Consider the following 14,435-nt stretch of genomic DNA (forward strand, 5'->3'; position numbering starts at 1 on the left):
TTTTACCAGACAAACAATCCGACAATCGCCGCGCTCAATAAGGAAACGGCAATTCCGCTGACAAGCAGCTTCCAGACGTTTTTCCCGATGATGGCTGATTTTTCACCATCAAGCAGAGATTGATAAGATCCGTAGATCATACCGATGGTGCTGAAGTTTGCGAATGATGTCAGGAATGTCGTAGCCACGGCAATCGTGTGCGGCGGAAGTGATTTCAGCTGCCCTTTCAGATCGGCCATTGCCACAAATTCATTCGTCGCGAGCTTGATGCCCATCAGCTGTGCGACATACATCGCGTCATGTACGCCTAATCCGAGAAGGAAGGCAAACGGACTGAAGATGTATGAGAAAATCTTTTGAATGGTCAAACCGTGCATGAACAGTCCGAGTACGCCGTTTAACGCAGCCGTTAACGCCACATAGCCGATTACCATCGCTAAAATGACAATGACCATGTTCATGCCGACAAGCATACTGTTAGAAATCGTGGAGAAGAAGTCTTTTTTCTCCGCTTTTGAAGGAACGTAAATAATATCATCCTCTTTAGAAACGTCCACGGGATTCAGCATATTGGCGATTAAAAGCGCATTTAAGCAATTCAGCGGGATGGCTGTAAACACATAAGTGGACGGAACCATCGTCAAGTATGATCCGATGATCGAGCCGCTGATGCTGCTCATGCTCATCAGCCCGAATGTCAGAAGCCGATTGTTGCTGACGGCGGCAAGCTGCTGGCGGATGACGGCTAAAGCTTCCGTATTTCCTAAAAACATCATCTGGATGGAGAAAAAGCTCTCCAGCTTCGGCAGACGGGATATTTTAGAAATCAGCCAGCCGATTTTATCAATGAGCCACGGCAGAATACCGAAATACGACAGCATATCAAAGAAGGTCACGACGAAGATAATCGGCAGCAATGCGCTGAAGAAAAAATCAACCGTCGGATTGGCCATCACAGACGGAAAGGCGAACGCAATTCCTTGACTGGCGCAGGAAATCAGCCATGTAAAGAACGCGCCGATCTTCCCGATGACAAAGCCGCCGACTTTTGTCCCTAACATAAACCAAGTAATCAGAAACTCAAAGACGAGGAGCATGACAATCGGACGCCATTTAATCTTCTTCTTGTTGGGAGAACATAAGAAAACAACAGCCATGACAACAATGAGACCGACAATGTTCAATAAAAAGTACATGTGAGCAACTCCTATAAGGGTATTATGGAAATAAAAAAAGCTCTTATTCGTCACAAATTCCTGAAAGCCAGAAAGTGTGATAAATAAGAGCCAAAAGAAAAGAATAGACTGACAGCATCATATGCTTTTCACTCGTTCAAATTTATGCAAACTTTCTTGTAGTCTAGTCTTTTACGGCACTAGGTAGAAACAATCAGACCATATTACTGATCATATACAAGAATAACGATATTACATGAGATAGCAGTATTTTATCGTTTCAATTTTTGAAAATCAACCTTTTTAGATATTTTCAAAATAATAAATTTATATTATAAATAAAGAAAATAAAGGATGTTCACAATTAATTGGATAATAAAGGTATAAAAGCCCCCGAAAAACAGTTCCGGTTCATTGTAAAGACGGGATGCAGCTGATAAAATGGATCTGAGGGCACCGCCTTCAAAAGACGGCAGAAAAGGGGTCATTTTCGTGATCATTCAGTTCATTCGTTACAGATAATGAGAGGTATAGATAAATAGGTTGAAACTTCCAATTTTGCGAGGTTTATTTGTCTGTGCCTTTTTCATTTCATCGGAATAACGAATGAATGAGGTGTTTTTATTGACGTCTATAAAAAGAAAACGCGCGGAATTACTGCAATCATGCCAGTCCGTATTCAGGTGTCCGCTATGCAGTTCGGCCATGGCGGTTTCACAATACAAAAGCTTAATGTGCGGACACGGGCATACATTTGATATATCAAAGCAAGGATATGTGAATTTCCTCAATAAATCGGTCAAAACCCGCTATGACAGGCGGCTGTTCGAAGCGAGACGCGCTCTTTTTGACAGCCGGGAATTTTTTGTCCCGGTTCAAAAGGAGATCGCCGCCATCATCAGCCGCATTCAATCTCCGCAAACTACGGCGGCGATATTGGATGCGGGATGCGGAGAAGGTACTCATTTAGCCGCCGTATGCAAATGGCTTCAGCCCGCTTTTTCCGTGACGGGAATCGGCATTGATCTCTCGAAAGAAGGTGTGCTGCATGCCGCAAAGGCCTTCGGGGATCATTTGGTTTTTGCCGTCGCTGATGTGGCGGATGCGCCGTTTGCCGACAGCTGTTTTGATGTCGTGATGTCTGTTTTATCACCTTGGAATTACAAGGAATGCAGCAGGCTTTTACGAAAGGGCGGCACAGTCATTAAAGCGGTGCCGCGGCGTGATTATTTGAAGGAAGTAAGGGAATTCTTCTTCGGAGACAGTCCTCGGCGGAATGACACCGCCGATTCTGCGGCCGGACGATTCCAAGCGGGCTTTCAAACCTTTGAGCGCAAACGGCTGTGTTACACGAAGACCTTATCGCAGCCTGACCTCGAGCGGCTTGTGAAAATGACGCCCTTAACATGGAAATGTACTGATGAAAGCATCCGGCGGTTTATCAGCCGAAAAGCGGCGGATATTACGATAGATATCGATATTTTAATCGGAACCGGTCCTCTGTAAACAGAAAAGACACGCTGATCGCGTGTCTTTTTTTATTTCCAGACTTCACCGGCAATGCTGACGACATGACGCAGTTTCGCCCATTGCTGTTCTTCTGTGATCAGGTTTCCTTCCTCCGTGGAGGCGAATCCGCATTGCGGGCTGAGGCAAAGCTGATCCAGGCTGACATATTGTGAAGCTTCTTCAATCCGGCGTTTAATCGCGTCCTTGTCTTCAAGTTCGCCATGTTTTGATGTAATCAATCCAAGCACAAGCTGAAGATCAGAGCGTTTGACATAGCGGAGCGGTTCAAAGCCGCCGGAGCGGGAATCATCATATTCCAGGAACAATCCGTCAAGGTCAAGCCCGTCAAAAATCGTTTCAGCCGCTGCATCATAGCCGCCTTCAGCCGTCCATGTGGATTGGAAGTTGCCGCGGCAGATATGCATCGTAACCTTCAGATCGTCAGGGCGGTCCTTGATCGCGTCATTAATGGAAGCGGCAAACAGCTTGCGCAGCTCATCCGGCGTTGTGCCGAAATCTTCAATCTGACGAAGCCCCGCTTCAGATAAGAAAACGGCCCATGCGGTGTCATCAAGCTGAAGGTAGCGGCACCCGGCGTCATAGAAAGCCTGAATCGCTTTTTTATACGCTTTTGACACATCGTGCTGAAATTGTTTGTAATCATTCTGGTAGGCCGCTTTTTCCAATTTTCCGCGGAAAAACAGCATATTCGGACTTGGGATGGTCATTTTCGGAACAGCATCGCCAGCAATGCTGTGCAGGAATTTATAATCTTCGAGCATCGGATGCTGAGAAAAATCAATATCTCCCGTTACTTTAATGCCGCGCGCTTTCGTCTGTACGTTGTGAAACTGAATGCCGCTTTCAGGCGTAAATGCCTCAACCCCGTCTAAATTTTCGAGAAAATCAAAATGCCACCAGGCACGGCGGAATTCGCCGTCAGTCACGACATTGAGGCCGGTTTCTTTCTGCTTTTCCACGCTGCGGATGATTTCTCTGTTTTCGATTTCGCGCAGCTGTTCTGCTGAAATCTCACCTGCCGCTCTTTGCAGGCGGGCTTGCTTCACAGCCGCCGGCCGCAGCAGGCTTCCGACCTGATCCGCGCGAAACGGCGGGTTTTTTCTTAGAAGAGTATGCAATGGTTGTTCTGTGTTTTGCTGTGACATGAATGATTCCTTCTTTCCTGATGAAATATAAAAAAACTCTTCCCTCGGATAGGGAAGAGCTTGCGTCCGCAAATCTCAACCTTATCTTCAGGATTTAGCACCATTCTGCTGAACAGCGGTTGCCGGGTATCATAGGGCCAGTCCCTCCACCTCTCTTGATAAGGAAATATGCTATTTTTCAGAATAAACTGTAATACTCTTAATCTTAGTATATTATCTTATATTGTCAATATATTTCGATAAATATTTTTATTTGTCACCCTCAAATAGAATCATATCTATCACGATGGCGATCGCAAGACAAAGAGCAATATCCTCTTCCTTTTCAATCTGCAAATGATAGGAATCGCCCCAGCTCATCCATGATTTGGTGACGGTCATCCGGTTTGATTTTCCGTCTGTCACTTGAAAATTCCGGCCCCACACATCGCCGGTAAGATCCCAGCCGAGTCCGGAAATTTCAAATTTCGGTTTGAAAAACGTGACTTTCTTGATGACTTGGCAGACGGGTTTGCCGCTGACGGAAATCTCGTAACGGGGAACGAGCGACATCAGTTTCTGATTGACGCTGGCGAGCGTGCGGCCGTCCAAATCAGTCAGCTTCAGTTCATCACCGAATGAAAACAGCTTTCCTTCAACATTGTAGACTTCTTTTCCGCTTTCAAGAAACACTTGAAAACGATTCTTAATCGTAAACATTCGCTCTTTGATGTAAAAATGGTACATAAAAAAACTCCTTTTTTATGTTGTACGAAAAAAGGAGGCGGAAGGTTTCATATCGGCCGGGTGCATAAAAAAAGGCTGCCGATTTTGCGGCAGCTGTCGTTTTTATGATAGCGGCATCCGGCGTTTTTGACGGATCGCATTTAAATCAATGATGTTATTCGTGTCGGCAGCTGTCACCAGCGGGCTTGTCTTTGGCGTTTTCCGGCGGTTGTCCTTACTGAAAGAGAAAACAAGATACCCTGTCAAAGCAGCGAAAATAAGTAGCATCATTTTACATACCTCCCAAAAAAAGTTTTGGTATTATTATTGTACGAAAAAACAAACGAAAAGTATTCAAACAATTGTCACTTTTTTAAAAAATAACGTCATTTTCCGTAAAAATGACTATGGGTTGAAGAAATTTTTCTCTTGTTGTGGTTCTATAGATTGTATCGGATGATGAATGATGATCGTTTATATAACTTTTTCACTATTTTTTGTAAGTGTCTAATTAACTACTTCAGTGTTTTCGTTTGCCTTGTGTTATTCAGTACCCTAAAAAACCGTATGATATGCAAAATAACTGCTTCTAACAGATGACTGCGAGTTGACAGCGCTTTCTTTATTTTTTTAACGAAAACGAGATGTTATCTTAAAAAAATCGTTTGAACATTTTCCGCAGTTTTTTAAAAGGATTTGATTTCGTCTCCAGAACACGCGGGTCTTTTAAGGTTTTTTTCAATTCTTTCGCTACAGTCCCTCTTGCCATAGTCTTCACTCCTTCTTTCCATTTCATACCTTATATACGGAAAGAAAGAAGGAAAGGTTTCATGTGAAAGAAAAAAACCAAAGCAGGGGGCTTTGGTTTTAAGCGCGCTCTTCAAAGAGCCTGGCGATTTCAACAATGACGTTTACCGCCTTTTCCATATGATCGACGGAAATGTATTCATATTTTCCGTGGAAGTTTTGGCCGCCCGTGAAAATGTTCGGTGTCGGCAGTCCCATGTAAGAGAGCTGTGAGCCGTCGGTTCCGCCCCGGATCGGTTCGATAATCGGTTCGATGTCGAGGTTTTTCATGGCTTGATACGCGACATCGACTATCTCTTTGACCGGTTCGATTTTTTCTCTCATGTTGTAATATTGATCACGCAGTTCAAGCTTGATGCTTTCCTTGCCGTATTTGGCCGCTAGCGCATCGGCGGTTTTCTGCATATATTCTTTTCGTTCTGCAAAGCGGTCTCTGTCAAAGTCTCTGATGATGTACGACAGGGCGGCTTCAGAAACGTCTCCGTCCATGGAAAGTAAATGATAGAAGCCTTCATACCCTTCCGTATATTCCGGCGCTTCTTCTTTCGGCAGCGCGTGATGAAATTCCATCGCGATTTTTGAAGCGTTGACCATTTTGTTTTTCGCCGTTCCCGGGTGGACGCTTTTTCCGTAACAAGTAAGCTTTGCGGCGGCTGCGTTAAAGCTTTCATATTGCAGTTCGCCGAGGGGGCCTCCGTCTATCGTGTAGGCGAACGCGGCGTTGAAGCGGCCGACATCGAATTTGTGAGGGCCTCTGCCGATTTCTTCATCAGGCGTGAACGCGACTCGGATCGTTCCGTGCTTGATGTCCGGATGTTTGATCAAGTACGCCATTGCCGTCATGATCTCGGCAATGCCCGCTTTGTTGTCGGCTCCGAGCAGCGTCGTGCCGTCTGTTGTAATCAGCGTCTGGCCTTTATAGCGGGAAAGTTCCGGGAATTGCTCAGGCGACAGGACGACATTGAGTTTGTCATTCAGAACGATATCATGCCCGTCGTAGCTTTCAATAATCTGAGGATTCACATTTTTTCCGGTAAAATCGGTCGCGGTGTCCACGTGAGCCAGAAAACCGACAGTCGGCACGTCTTTATCCGTATTCGCCGGCAGAGTCGCCATGACGTACCCGTTGTCATCGACTGTAATTTCTGTCATGCCGATCGACTTTAATTCATCTGCCAGCATGTTGGCCAATGTCAGCTGGCCGGGGGTTGAAGGGCAGTTTTCATTGTTTTCGTCAGACTGTGTATCGACTTTTACGTAAGAGGTAAAGCGTTCAATGATTTCATTTTTCATACCGTCATCTCCTTTGTCTTATCTTACCATGCGCGGGGGAGGGATTTCTATTTCACAACCCGTTTGAATCGAGGGCTCTGTTTTTTACGCGAATGAAAATAAATTATGAAGAAACGATGACTAAACGATTAAACTTTTTGGAAATGGATGATTGAGGAAGAAAAAACCGATATAATATGGTCAATTCATTCAATAGGGGAGGCTTTCTTCATGGCGATTTTAGTGACAGGCGGAGCGGGTTATATCGGCAGCCACACATGTGTCGAGCTGTTAAACGGCGGCTATGACATCGTGGTTCTGGATAATCTGTCAAACAGTTCACCGGAAGCATTGGAGCGTGTGAAAGACATTACCGGAAAAGGGCTTGTGTTTTATGAAGCGGATCTCCTTGACCGTGACGCCGTTCACCGGGTGTTTGCTGAAAATGAGATTGAAGCCGTCATTCATTTTGCGGGATTAAAAGCCGTCGGTGAGTCTGTGGCTGTTCCGCTCCGTTATTATCATAATAATCTGACGGGAACGTTTATTTTATGTGAAGCCATGCAGGCACACGGTGTGAAAAAAATCGTCTTCAGTTCTTCAGCGACGGTTTACGGCGTTCCGGAAACAACGCCGATCACTGAGGATTTTCCTTTAAGCGCCACCAATCCTTACGGGCAGACAAAGCTGATGCTGGAACAGATTTTACGCGATCTGCATAATGCGGACTCTGAATGGAGCATTGCGCTGCTCCGCTACTTTAATCCGTTCGGCGCGCACCCGAGCGGCCGGATCGGAGAAGACCCGAACGGCATCCCGAATAATTTAATGCCGTACGTCGCACAAGTCGCTGTCGGCAAGCTTGAGCGATTGCAGGTGTTCGGCAATGATTATCCGACAAAGGATGGCACCGGCGTGCGGGATTACATCCATGTCGTTGACCTTGCCGAGGGCCATGTCAGAGCGCTCGAAAAGGTGCTGAACACAACGGGCGCCGACGCCTATAATCTCGGCACGGGAAGAGGCTACAGCGTTCTGGAGATGGTCAAGGCGTTTGAAAAAGTATCGGGAAAAGAAGTGCCGTACCGTTTTGCAGACCGGCGCCCGGGAGACATCGCCGCATGCTTCGCAGACCCGGCAAAAGCGAAGGCTGAATTAGGCTGGGAAGCAAAGCGCGGGCTTGAAGAAATGTGCGCCGACTCTTGGAAGTGGCAGTCCTCCAATGTGAACGGGTACCAAAAGGCGTAAAAAGAAAGAGACCTTCAAATGATGAAGGTCTCTTTTGTTATGATGATTATTTAATTTTCACTTCAACATCGTTGCTGAACTTTAATTTCCAAGTGCCTTTAGAGTATGCGTCTTTATCAACTTCAAAAGCTTTTACGTCAGTCACTTTAATGTTCGGGTTCAAGTCACTTAAAATTTTACTGTTGTCTACTTTTGTTTCTGTTGCATAGCTTGAAGAAGCATCAATATCTGAATCATAAGATGTTCCTTTAGAATCTACTAATTTCGCTCTTGGAATGGAGAAAGAGCTTAACGGCTTGTTTGAAACATTTTTAACCGTGTATTGAACAGCTACGATAACGCCGCCGTCAGACGCTTTTTTCTCGACAAATTGAGAGCCTACTGAATCTCTTTTTTCCACTTTCGTAACAGTAACTTCAGTTTTCTCAGTCTTAACAGTGTCACCGATGTTATACAGTTTTTCTTTAGATTCCGCAGCTTTTGAAGACGCAGTTTTAGATGATGAAGAATCGCCTCCGCCGCCGATGTTTACGAGAATGATAATAACCACCACTGCCAGAAGCAATGTGATGATTTTATGTCTCATGAAAAAGTTTCTCTGATCTTTACCGCAGTTTGGGCATTTTTTAACGCCTTTAGCGATTTCTTTGCCGCATGCCTTACAAGACACCAGGTTGCCTGCCATAATATTTCCTCCTATGTAAACTATTTCTTAAAAACTACATACTATAATGCCTGTAAAATAACCTATAGTCAATAATATTTTGAGAAAAAAAGTATTTTAATGATTTTTTAGTCATGTATTTTAAGGTCCTTTTTAGTATCGGCAGATCGTTCGCATTTTCCATAGGTTTATTGAAAAAAGAGTGGTTGAACATGTTCGTGATTTCCCGTATAATCTTGAAAGATAATATAAAAACTGAACATAAAAAACAGTGGTTTTCTAGGGTTCCGCAATCTGAATTGGTCTGGACCGAGAGAAAACACACAGCAGGTTCCTGCTGTGACACGTTGGGATAAAAGCCCGGGAGTTTCTGCTCTTTTAATGAAGAGTGCTCTCCCGGGCTTTTTTGATTTTATAAAAAAGGGAGTGTCTGGGATGAAAAAGAGATTGCTGGATGTGCTGATGCTGATTATTGGAGCTTTTATCTTTGCTTTGGCCGTTAATTTATTCGCCATTCCGAATGATCTTGGAGAGGGCGGGGTAACGGGAATCACCCTGATCTTGTACTATGTGTTTGAATGGTCGCCCGGGGTGACGAATATCATTTTGAACGGGATTTTATTGATTATCGGATATAAATTTTTAGACGGAAAAACAACGCTTTATACGATCATTACCGTTGTCGCCAACTCACTGTTTCTGCATCTGACGCATGATTGGCACTCGCCTTCACATGAACTCATTATTAATACTATTTTTGCGGGTGTGTTTGCCGGTGTCGGAATCGGGATCATTATTCGAGTCGGAGGCACGACTGCGGGTTCTGCCATTTTGGCGAGGATTGCGAACAAATATCTCGATTGGAATATCAGCTATGCGCTTTTGTTCTTTGATCTGATTGTCGTCTTCAGTTCTTATTTCATCATCGGTGCGGAAAAAATGATGTTTACCATTGTTATGCTGTACATCGGAACGAAGGTGATGGACTTTATCATTGAAGGCCTGAATACGAAAAAAGCGGTGACGATTATATCTGAGCATAAGCACGAAATCGCTGAACAGGTCAACACGCTGATGGACAGAGGGGTTACGCTGCTGTCGGGTAAAGGAAATTACACGGGGCAGTCGAAGGAAATTTTATATATCGTCATCCAGAAACAAGAGCTTTCCATGCTCAAAAAAATTATTAAAAGCTGTGATACAAAAGCGTTTGTCATTGTTCATGATGTGCGTGATGTCTTTGGTGAAGGCTTCGTCGATATCTCTAAATAAAAAGGATCCCTCTGCCGGCGCGGAGGGTTTTTTCTTATGCCGGCAGAAGCGGTTATGATTCGTTTCCCGGGAAATAGCCTGAAAGCTGTTTCTTAAAACGAAGTGGATACAATCGGCCGGACGTTTTATACTGAAAATATGATAGAGCGATAGAAAGGAGCGCATATGAACCCGTTATTGGCAATTTACCCGAGGGCTGTGTTGTCTGATACGTGCTGTACGGCGGACGATGTCTTTTGCTTTTATGATGAGAAAAGGCGGGTCTATGTCGCCATTCCGAAGGAGGATATCACCCCGAAGGAGAAACTGCTTCTGGAATCATTTTTGACGCCCGCTGAAGAAAAAGGCGTTTTTTTTCCGGAGACGGCGGCAGCAAAGAGGTGGCGGCGTTTTCTGCTGGAAGAAGGTCCGGTGCCTGATGTCAAGGAGCCGCGTGTCCGTTTTATCCATTATGACTTATTGGGAGAACGGGACTGGGGGGCATTCACAGAAGCGCTGCGCCATTTCTGGCCGGTTTCATATACAGTTGTCCGGACGGGGAGGGATCATGGCGTGATTGTGGAGGAAGAAAAGCTGGAAGCGCCAGATTCGGATGACATCGCATCTTTTGTGAAGATTCTTGAAGGCGATTTTTATTTCAGTGTCCGTTTTTTCGTCGGAAGGTATTACTGCAAGGGGGAACGTCTGCGCCTTCATTATCAGAGAGAACAGCAATATTGTCAGATCGGCCGGCGTCATCTCCCGCAGCTGAGCACGCTGACCGCGGAAACGGTATTTCCGGCCATGCTCACGGAGGAAAGCAGAGAAAAGCTCTCAGCCTTGCTTCACGAAGAAGCGGCGCTGCTGTTTCAGAAAGAACCGGAGCTGAAGCATACGATTCAGACTTTTATTGAACATAACTCGAACATGTCGCTCACATCGAAAAAACTGCATTTGCACCGCAACAGTCTTCAATATCGGATTGATAAATTTGCGGAACGCTCAGGTATTGATATTAAGACATATCGGGGCGCCCTGCTGGCTTATTTCATTTGTCTGCAATATGAAAAATCACATTAAATGGGAAATGTGCACGAAGGCAGCGGACTTTTTTTATGAACATTGCCTATATCCGCCGCCGTCTGACGCTGTTACAATCCTATTTAAGAAAGCGTTTACAAATAAAGGGGGATATACATGGCGGAACTTCGGCTCGAGCATATTTATAAGTATTACGATCAAAAAGAAGCGGCTGTCGATGATTTTAACCTTCATATTAAAGATAAAGAGTTTATCGTGTTTGTCGGTCCGTCGGGTTGCGGCAAGTCGACAACTTTGCGGATGGTAGCCGGGCTGGAAGACATTACGAAGGGCGATTTCTATATCGGTGACACGAGAGTGAATGACATCGCTCCTAAAGACAGGGATATCGCCATGGTGTTTCAAAACTATGCGTTATATCCGCACATGACGGTCTATGATAATATCGCATTCGGTCTGAAGCTGAGGAAGATGCCGAAACCGGAGATTAAAAAACGGGTCGAAGAAGCGGCGAAAATGCTGGGGCTCACAGAGTATCTGCACCGCAAACCGAAGGCGCTCTCCGGCGGACAGCGTCAGCGGGTTGCATTAGGGCGGGCGATTGTCAGGGACGCCAAAGTGTTTTTAATGGATGAGCCGCTGTCAAATCTGGACGCAAAGCTTCGGGTGCAGATGCGGGCAGAAATTATTAAGCTCCACCAAAGGCTGCAAACAACCACAATCTATGTGACGCACGACCAAACAGAAGCACTGACGATGGCGACACGCATCGTAGTCATGAAGGACGGAAAAATTCAGCAGATCGGCACCCCGAAAGAAGTGTATGAACATCCCGAAAACGTATTTGTCGGCGGGTTCATCGGCTCCCCGGCGATGAACTTTTTCAAAGGAAAGCTGACGGACGGCGCCATTCAGATCGGTTCAGCCGCTCTCAGCGTGCCGGAAGGGAAAATGAAAATGCTCCGGGAAAAAGGGTATGCCGGCAAAGATATCATCTTCGGCATCCGCCCGGAAGACATACATGACGAGCTGATTGTGGTAGAATCCTATAAGAATTCATCCATCACAGCTAAAATCAATGTCGCGGAATTGCTCGGGTCAGAAATTATGGTTTATTCCCGGATCGGGGATCAGGATTTTATCGCCCGGATTGACGCCCGCCATGACATTCGTGCCGGTGAGGAATTGACCGTCGCTTTCGACATGAATAAGGCTCACTTTTTTGACAGTGAAACAGAAATCAGAATCCGCTCATAACGCAAAGCCGGACAGCTGGATGTCCGGCTTTTTTGATGTAACAATTTATGACGCATAACCGATATAAAAAGTAAATAGAAGACAGAAAGCAGGAAAACGATGAAACGCATGATCATGTGCATGTGCCTTTTGGCTGCCGTGTTTACACTTGCCGCCTGCTCGGGCCATGAGGCAAGCGCCGAACAAAGCATTCCGAAGGCAGAAGCGCACAGCGAAAAAAAGTCCGTAAAGCGGCAAATCAAAAAAGAGCCGGATACGTCCGCCTGGGTTCAAACGAAAGGAACGGCAAGACTGCCGATTCTGATGTATCACAGCATTTCAGAGGGAAACAGCCTGCGTGTGCCGAAGGAAGAATTCCGGCAGCATATGAAGTGGCTTCATGATCACGGTTATTATACGATGACTCCTGAAGAAGCCTATCTGATGCTGACGGAGGATAAGGAGCCGCGTGAAAAATGTGTTCTGATCACATTTGATGACGGCTATACCGACAATGTGAAAGCGGCCTATCCCATTTTAAAGAAATACAAGATGAAAGCGACAATCTTTATGATCGGAAACTTTATCGGGCATAAGAATCATCTGACTGAGAAGCAGATGAAGGAGATGGCCGCCCACGGCATTTCCATTCAGAGCCATACGATGAACCATCTCGAATTGAACGGGCTTACACCGCAGCAGCAGCGACGTGAAATGAAGGACTCTAAGCGTTTATTTGATCAAATGTTCGGGCAGCGGACGTCTATGATCAGCTACCCTGTCGGACGATATAATAAGGAAACATTAAAAGCCGCCGCCTCGTCAGGCTACCGTATGGCGGTCACGACGGAGCCGGGAGCGGCATCTAGAGATCAGGGGCTTTACGGGCTTCACCGCGTCCGTGTGTCGCCGGGCATGTCCGGCGCGGCATTCGGCTCTTATATTCAAAATGTGATGAAATAACAGAGCCTCCGCATATGCGGAGGCTTTTTTCAGTTTAATAGAATTGATGAAGCAGCAGAAGAGTGACGCTCACGGTAATCGCTCCGCCAATTCTGGTCGACACTTGGGCGAACGGCATAAGCTCAAGCCGTTCAGCGGCGCTCAAGATCGCGACGTCGCCGGTGCCGCCCTGGCCGGAATGGCAGGCATTAATAACCGCCGTCTCAATCGGGTACAGATTCAGCCATTTTCCGGTCAGAAAACCGACGGCCATCATCGTGACGACGATTGATAAAATGGTAATGATGTTGCTGATCGTAAACGCCGCAATCAGCTTGTCCCACGGTGTCATTGAAACGCCGATCGCAAATAAGAGCGGATAGGTCACGGCTGTCGAGAAAAAGCGCGAGACGCCGAAGGCTCCGTTTTCAATCGAAGCCGGCGCCAGCCTGAACAGCTTAATGAGAACGGCAAGGACGAGCATCACGACAGGAGCCGGAAGCTGAAAGAAATCATGCGCCAGCATGCCGACCAAATAGAGGGAAACCGCTAAAATACCGCCCGAAGCGAAAAAGGACAAATCAAACGTTTTATCATCGGCCGGCTGTTCCAATGCGGGAGCGGAATGATCAGACTTATCAACCTTCCCGTTGCCCGTCCATTCCGGTTTGCGTTTCCCGATGACATTCAGCAAACCCGATAACATAATAGCGCACAGGCTGCCGAGCATGATGGACGGCAGCACAAGCGCAAAGGCGTCTCCCTGGGACATCGGCATAATATCGGAGTAGCCGATGGATAAAGGAATCGCGCCTTCACCGACACCCCCCGCCATAATCGGAACGACGATATAAAGCAGCGTGTGCTGAAAGCCGAGCCCGAGCAGCGTCCCGACGCATAAGCCGACGATGGCGGCCGCGATCGAGCCGGCGATCAGCGGAATAAAAATCTTAACGAAAGCTTTGACGAGCGTCTCTCTTTTCATCCCGAGAATACTGCCGACGACGATACCGGCAATAAATAGATAGAGAAAGTTGGAGCTTTCCGTGAATTCTGTTGTTGAAGTAATAATGTCTTTCGGAAGCAGGTGGTAGTAGACGACAGCGGATGGAATAAAGGTTGCGAGAATCGCAGGGCCGCCGATGGACCGCACGATCGGAATGGATTTTCCGATCTGGCCGAAGGTAAATCCGAAAAAACTCATGACGGCAATTGATGTCAGAATGTCGCTTTTTACATCACGGCTCATGACAAACACCGTAATAAGCAAGAAAAGCAGGATATAGATAGGAAGAGGAATAATGCCGATTCTTATATTCATTGCTCTGGCAAACCAGTTATCAGTCCGTTCCTGTTTTTGGATTGAATCCGTTTGCAATTTTGGTTGAAGTTCTCCCATGCTTGTTCCCCCAGTCGTTA

General features: G+C 46.1%; 13 protein-coding genes and 3 riboswitches. Of the genes, 6 read left to right on the forward strand and 7 right to left on the reverse strand.

All coding sequences use genetic code 11. The features are described from left to right. Window positions 1-2: 2 nt before the first annotated feature. The gene (locus ACWJJX_RS05995; RefSeq protein WP_003150774.1) at window positions 3-1,196 is read right to left on the reverse strand and encodes a NupC/NupG family nucleoside CNT transporter; all 1,194 of its coding nucleotides are present in this window, start codon (window positions 1,194-1,196) and stop codon (window positions 3-5) included. A gap of 139 nt (window positions 1,197-1,335) precedes the next feature. Next, window positions 1,336-1,436: riboswitch (purine riboswitch) on the reverse strand. Window positions 1,437-1,799: 363 nt separating this feature from the next. Here ACWJJX_RS05995 and ACWJJX_RS06000 point away from each other — a divergent pair. After that, window positions 1,800-2,681 carry a methyltransferase domain-containing protein gene (locus ACWJJX_RS06000; RefSeq protein WP_021734073.1) on the forward strand — a complete coding sequence of 294 codons (882 nt, stop codon included), beginning with the start codon at window positions 1,800-1,802 and terminating at the stop codon, window positions 2,679-2,681. 32 nt (window positions 2,682-2,713) lie between these two features. On the opposite strand, the gene ACWJJX_RS06005 is transcribed toward ACWJJX_RS06000, so the two are convergent. The 4 genes from ACWJJX_RS06005 to pepT all read right to left on the reverse strand — a co-directional run bounded on the left by ACWJJX_RS06005 (window position 2,714) and on the right by pepT (window position 6,655). Then, window positions 2,714-3,850 (reverse strand): 5-methyltetrahydropteroyltriglutamate--homocysteine S-methyltransferase, encoded by a 1,137-nt coding sequence (locus ACWJJX_RS06005; protein WP_015387510.1) that lies wholly within the window; start codon window positions 3,848-3,850, stop codon window positions 2,714-2,716. A gap of 78 nt (window positions 3,851-3,928) precedes the next feature. Then, window positions 3,929-4,015, reverse strand: a riboswitch (SAM riboswitch). A gap of 84 nt (window positions 4,016-4,099) precedes the next feature. Next, window positions 4,100-4,576 (reverse strand): LURP-one-related/scramblase family protein, encoded by a 477-nt coding sequence (locus ACWJJX_RS06010; RefSeq protein ID WP_039253306.1) that lies wholly within the window; start codon window positions 4,574-4,576, stop codon window positions 4,100-4,102. Window positions 4,577-4,678: 102 nt separating this feature from the next. Next, complete coding sequence (locus ACWJJX_RS06015; protein ID WP_003150808.1) at window positions 4,679-4,846, reverse strand: hypothetical protein; 168 nt, start codon at window positions 4,844-4,846, stop codon at window positions 4,679-4,681. 576 nt (window positions 4,847-5,422) lie between these two features. Continuing rightward, window positions 5,423-6,655 (reverse strand): peptidase T, encoded by a 1,233-nt coding sequence (pepT, locus tag ACWJJX_RS06020; RefSeq protein ID WP_003150810.1) that lies wholly within the window; start codon window positions 6,653-6,655, stop codon window positions 5,423-5,425. Between the two features lie 210 nt (window positions 6,656-6,865). Between pepT and galE the strand changes: the two genes are divergently transcribed. Then, window positions 6,866-7,882: a UDP-glucose 4-epimerase GalE gene (gene galE, locus ACWJJX_RS06025; protein ID WP_017418596.1), complete on the forward strand. Its 1,017-nt coding sequence runs from the start codon at window positions 6,866-6,868 to the stop codon at window positions 7,880-7,882. A 46-nt stretch (window positions 7,883-7,928) separates the two neighbouring features. Here the strand turns inward: galE and ACWJJX_RS06030 are convergent, their stop codons facing one another. Then, a complete protein-coding gene (locus tag ACWJJX_RS06030; RefSeq protein ID WP_146277428.1) occupies window positions 7,929-8,468 on the reverse strand; it encodes a DUF4352 domain-containing protein in 540 nt (179 codons plus the stop codon). A gap of 346 nt (window positions 8,469-8,814) precedes the next feature. Beyond that, window positions 8,815-8,915, forward strand: a riboswitch (guanidine-I (ykkC/yxkD leader). A 66-nt stretch (window positions 8,916-8,981) separates the two neighbouring features. Here ACWJJX_RS06030 and ACWJJX_RS06035 point away from each other — a divergent pair. From ACWJJX_RS06035 to ACWJJX_RS06050, 4 genes are all read left to right on the forward strand, one after another. Beyond that, complete coding sequence (locus ACWJJX_RS06035; protein WP_003150818.1) at window positions 8,982-9,818, forward strand: YitT family protein; 837 nt, start codon at window positions 8,982-8,984, stop codon at window positions 9,816-9,818. Window positions 9,819-9,983: 165 nt separating this feature from the next. Further along, the gene (locus ACWJJX_RS06040) at window positions 9,984-10,877 is read left to right on the forward strand and encodes a PucR family transcriptional regulator (protein WP_106080259.1); all 894 of its coding nucleotides are present in this window, start codon (window positions 9,984-9,986) and stop codon (window positions 10,875-10,877) included. A gap of 117 nt (window positions 10,878-10,994) precedes the next feature. Next, entirely contained in the window at window positions 10,995-12,095 is a 1,101-nt protein-coding gene (locus ACWJJX_RS06045) for an ABC transporter ATP-binding protein (protein WP_014306096.1), read from the forward strand. A gap of 99 nt (window positions 12,096-12,194) precedes the next feature. Then, a complete protein-coding gene (locus ACWJJX_RS06050; protein WP_143255690.1) occupies window positions 12,195-13,037 on the forward strand; it encodes a polysaccharide deacetylase family protein in 843 nt (280 codons plus the stop codon). A 34-nt stretch (window positions 13,038-13,071) separates the two neighbouring features. Here the strand turns inward: ACWJJX_RS06050 and ACWJJX_RS06055 are convergent, their stop codons facing one another. Continuing rightward, window positions 13,072-14,415, reverse strand: a complete 1,344-nt coding sequence (locus ACWJJX_RS06055; protein ID WP_014306094.1) for a 2-hydroxycarboxylate transporter family protein — start codon at window positions 14,413-14,415, stop codon at window positions 13,072-13,074. Between the last annotated feature and the right edge of the window lie 20 nt (window positions 14,416-14,435).

The organism is Bacillus sp. YH3-2-B2, from assembly GCF_053663335.1.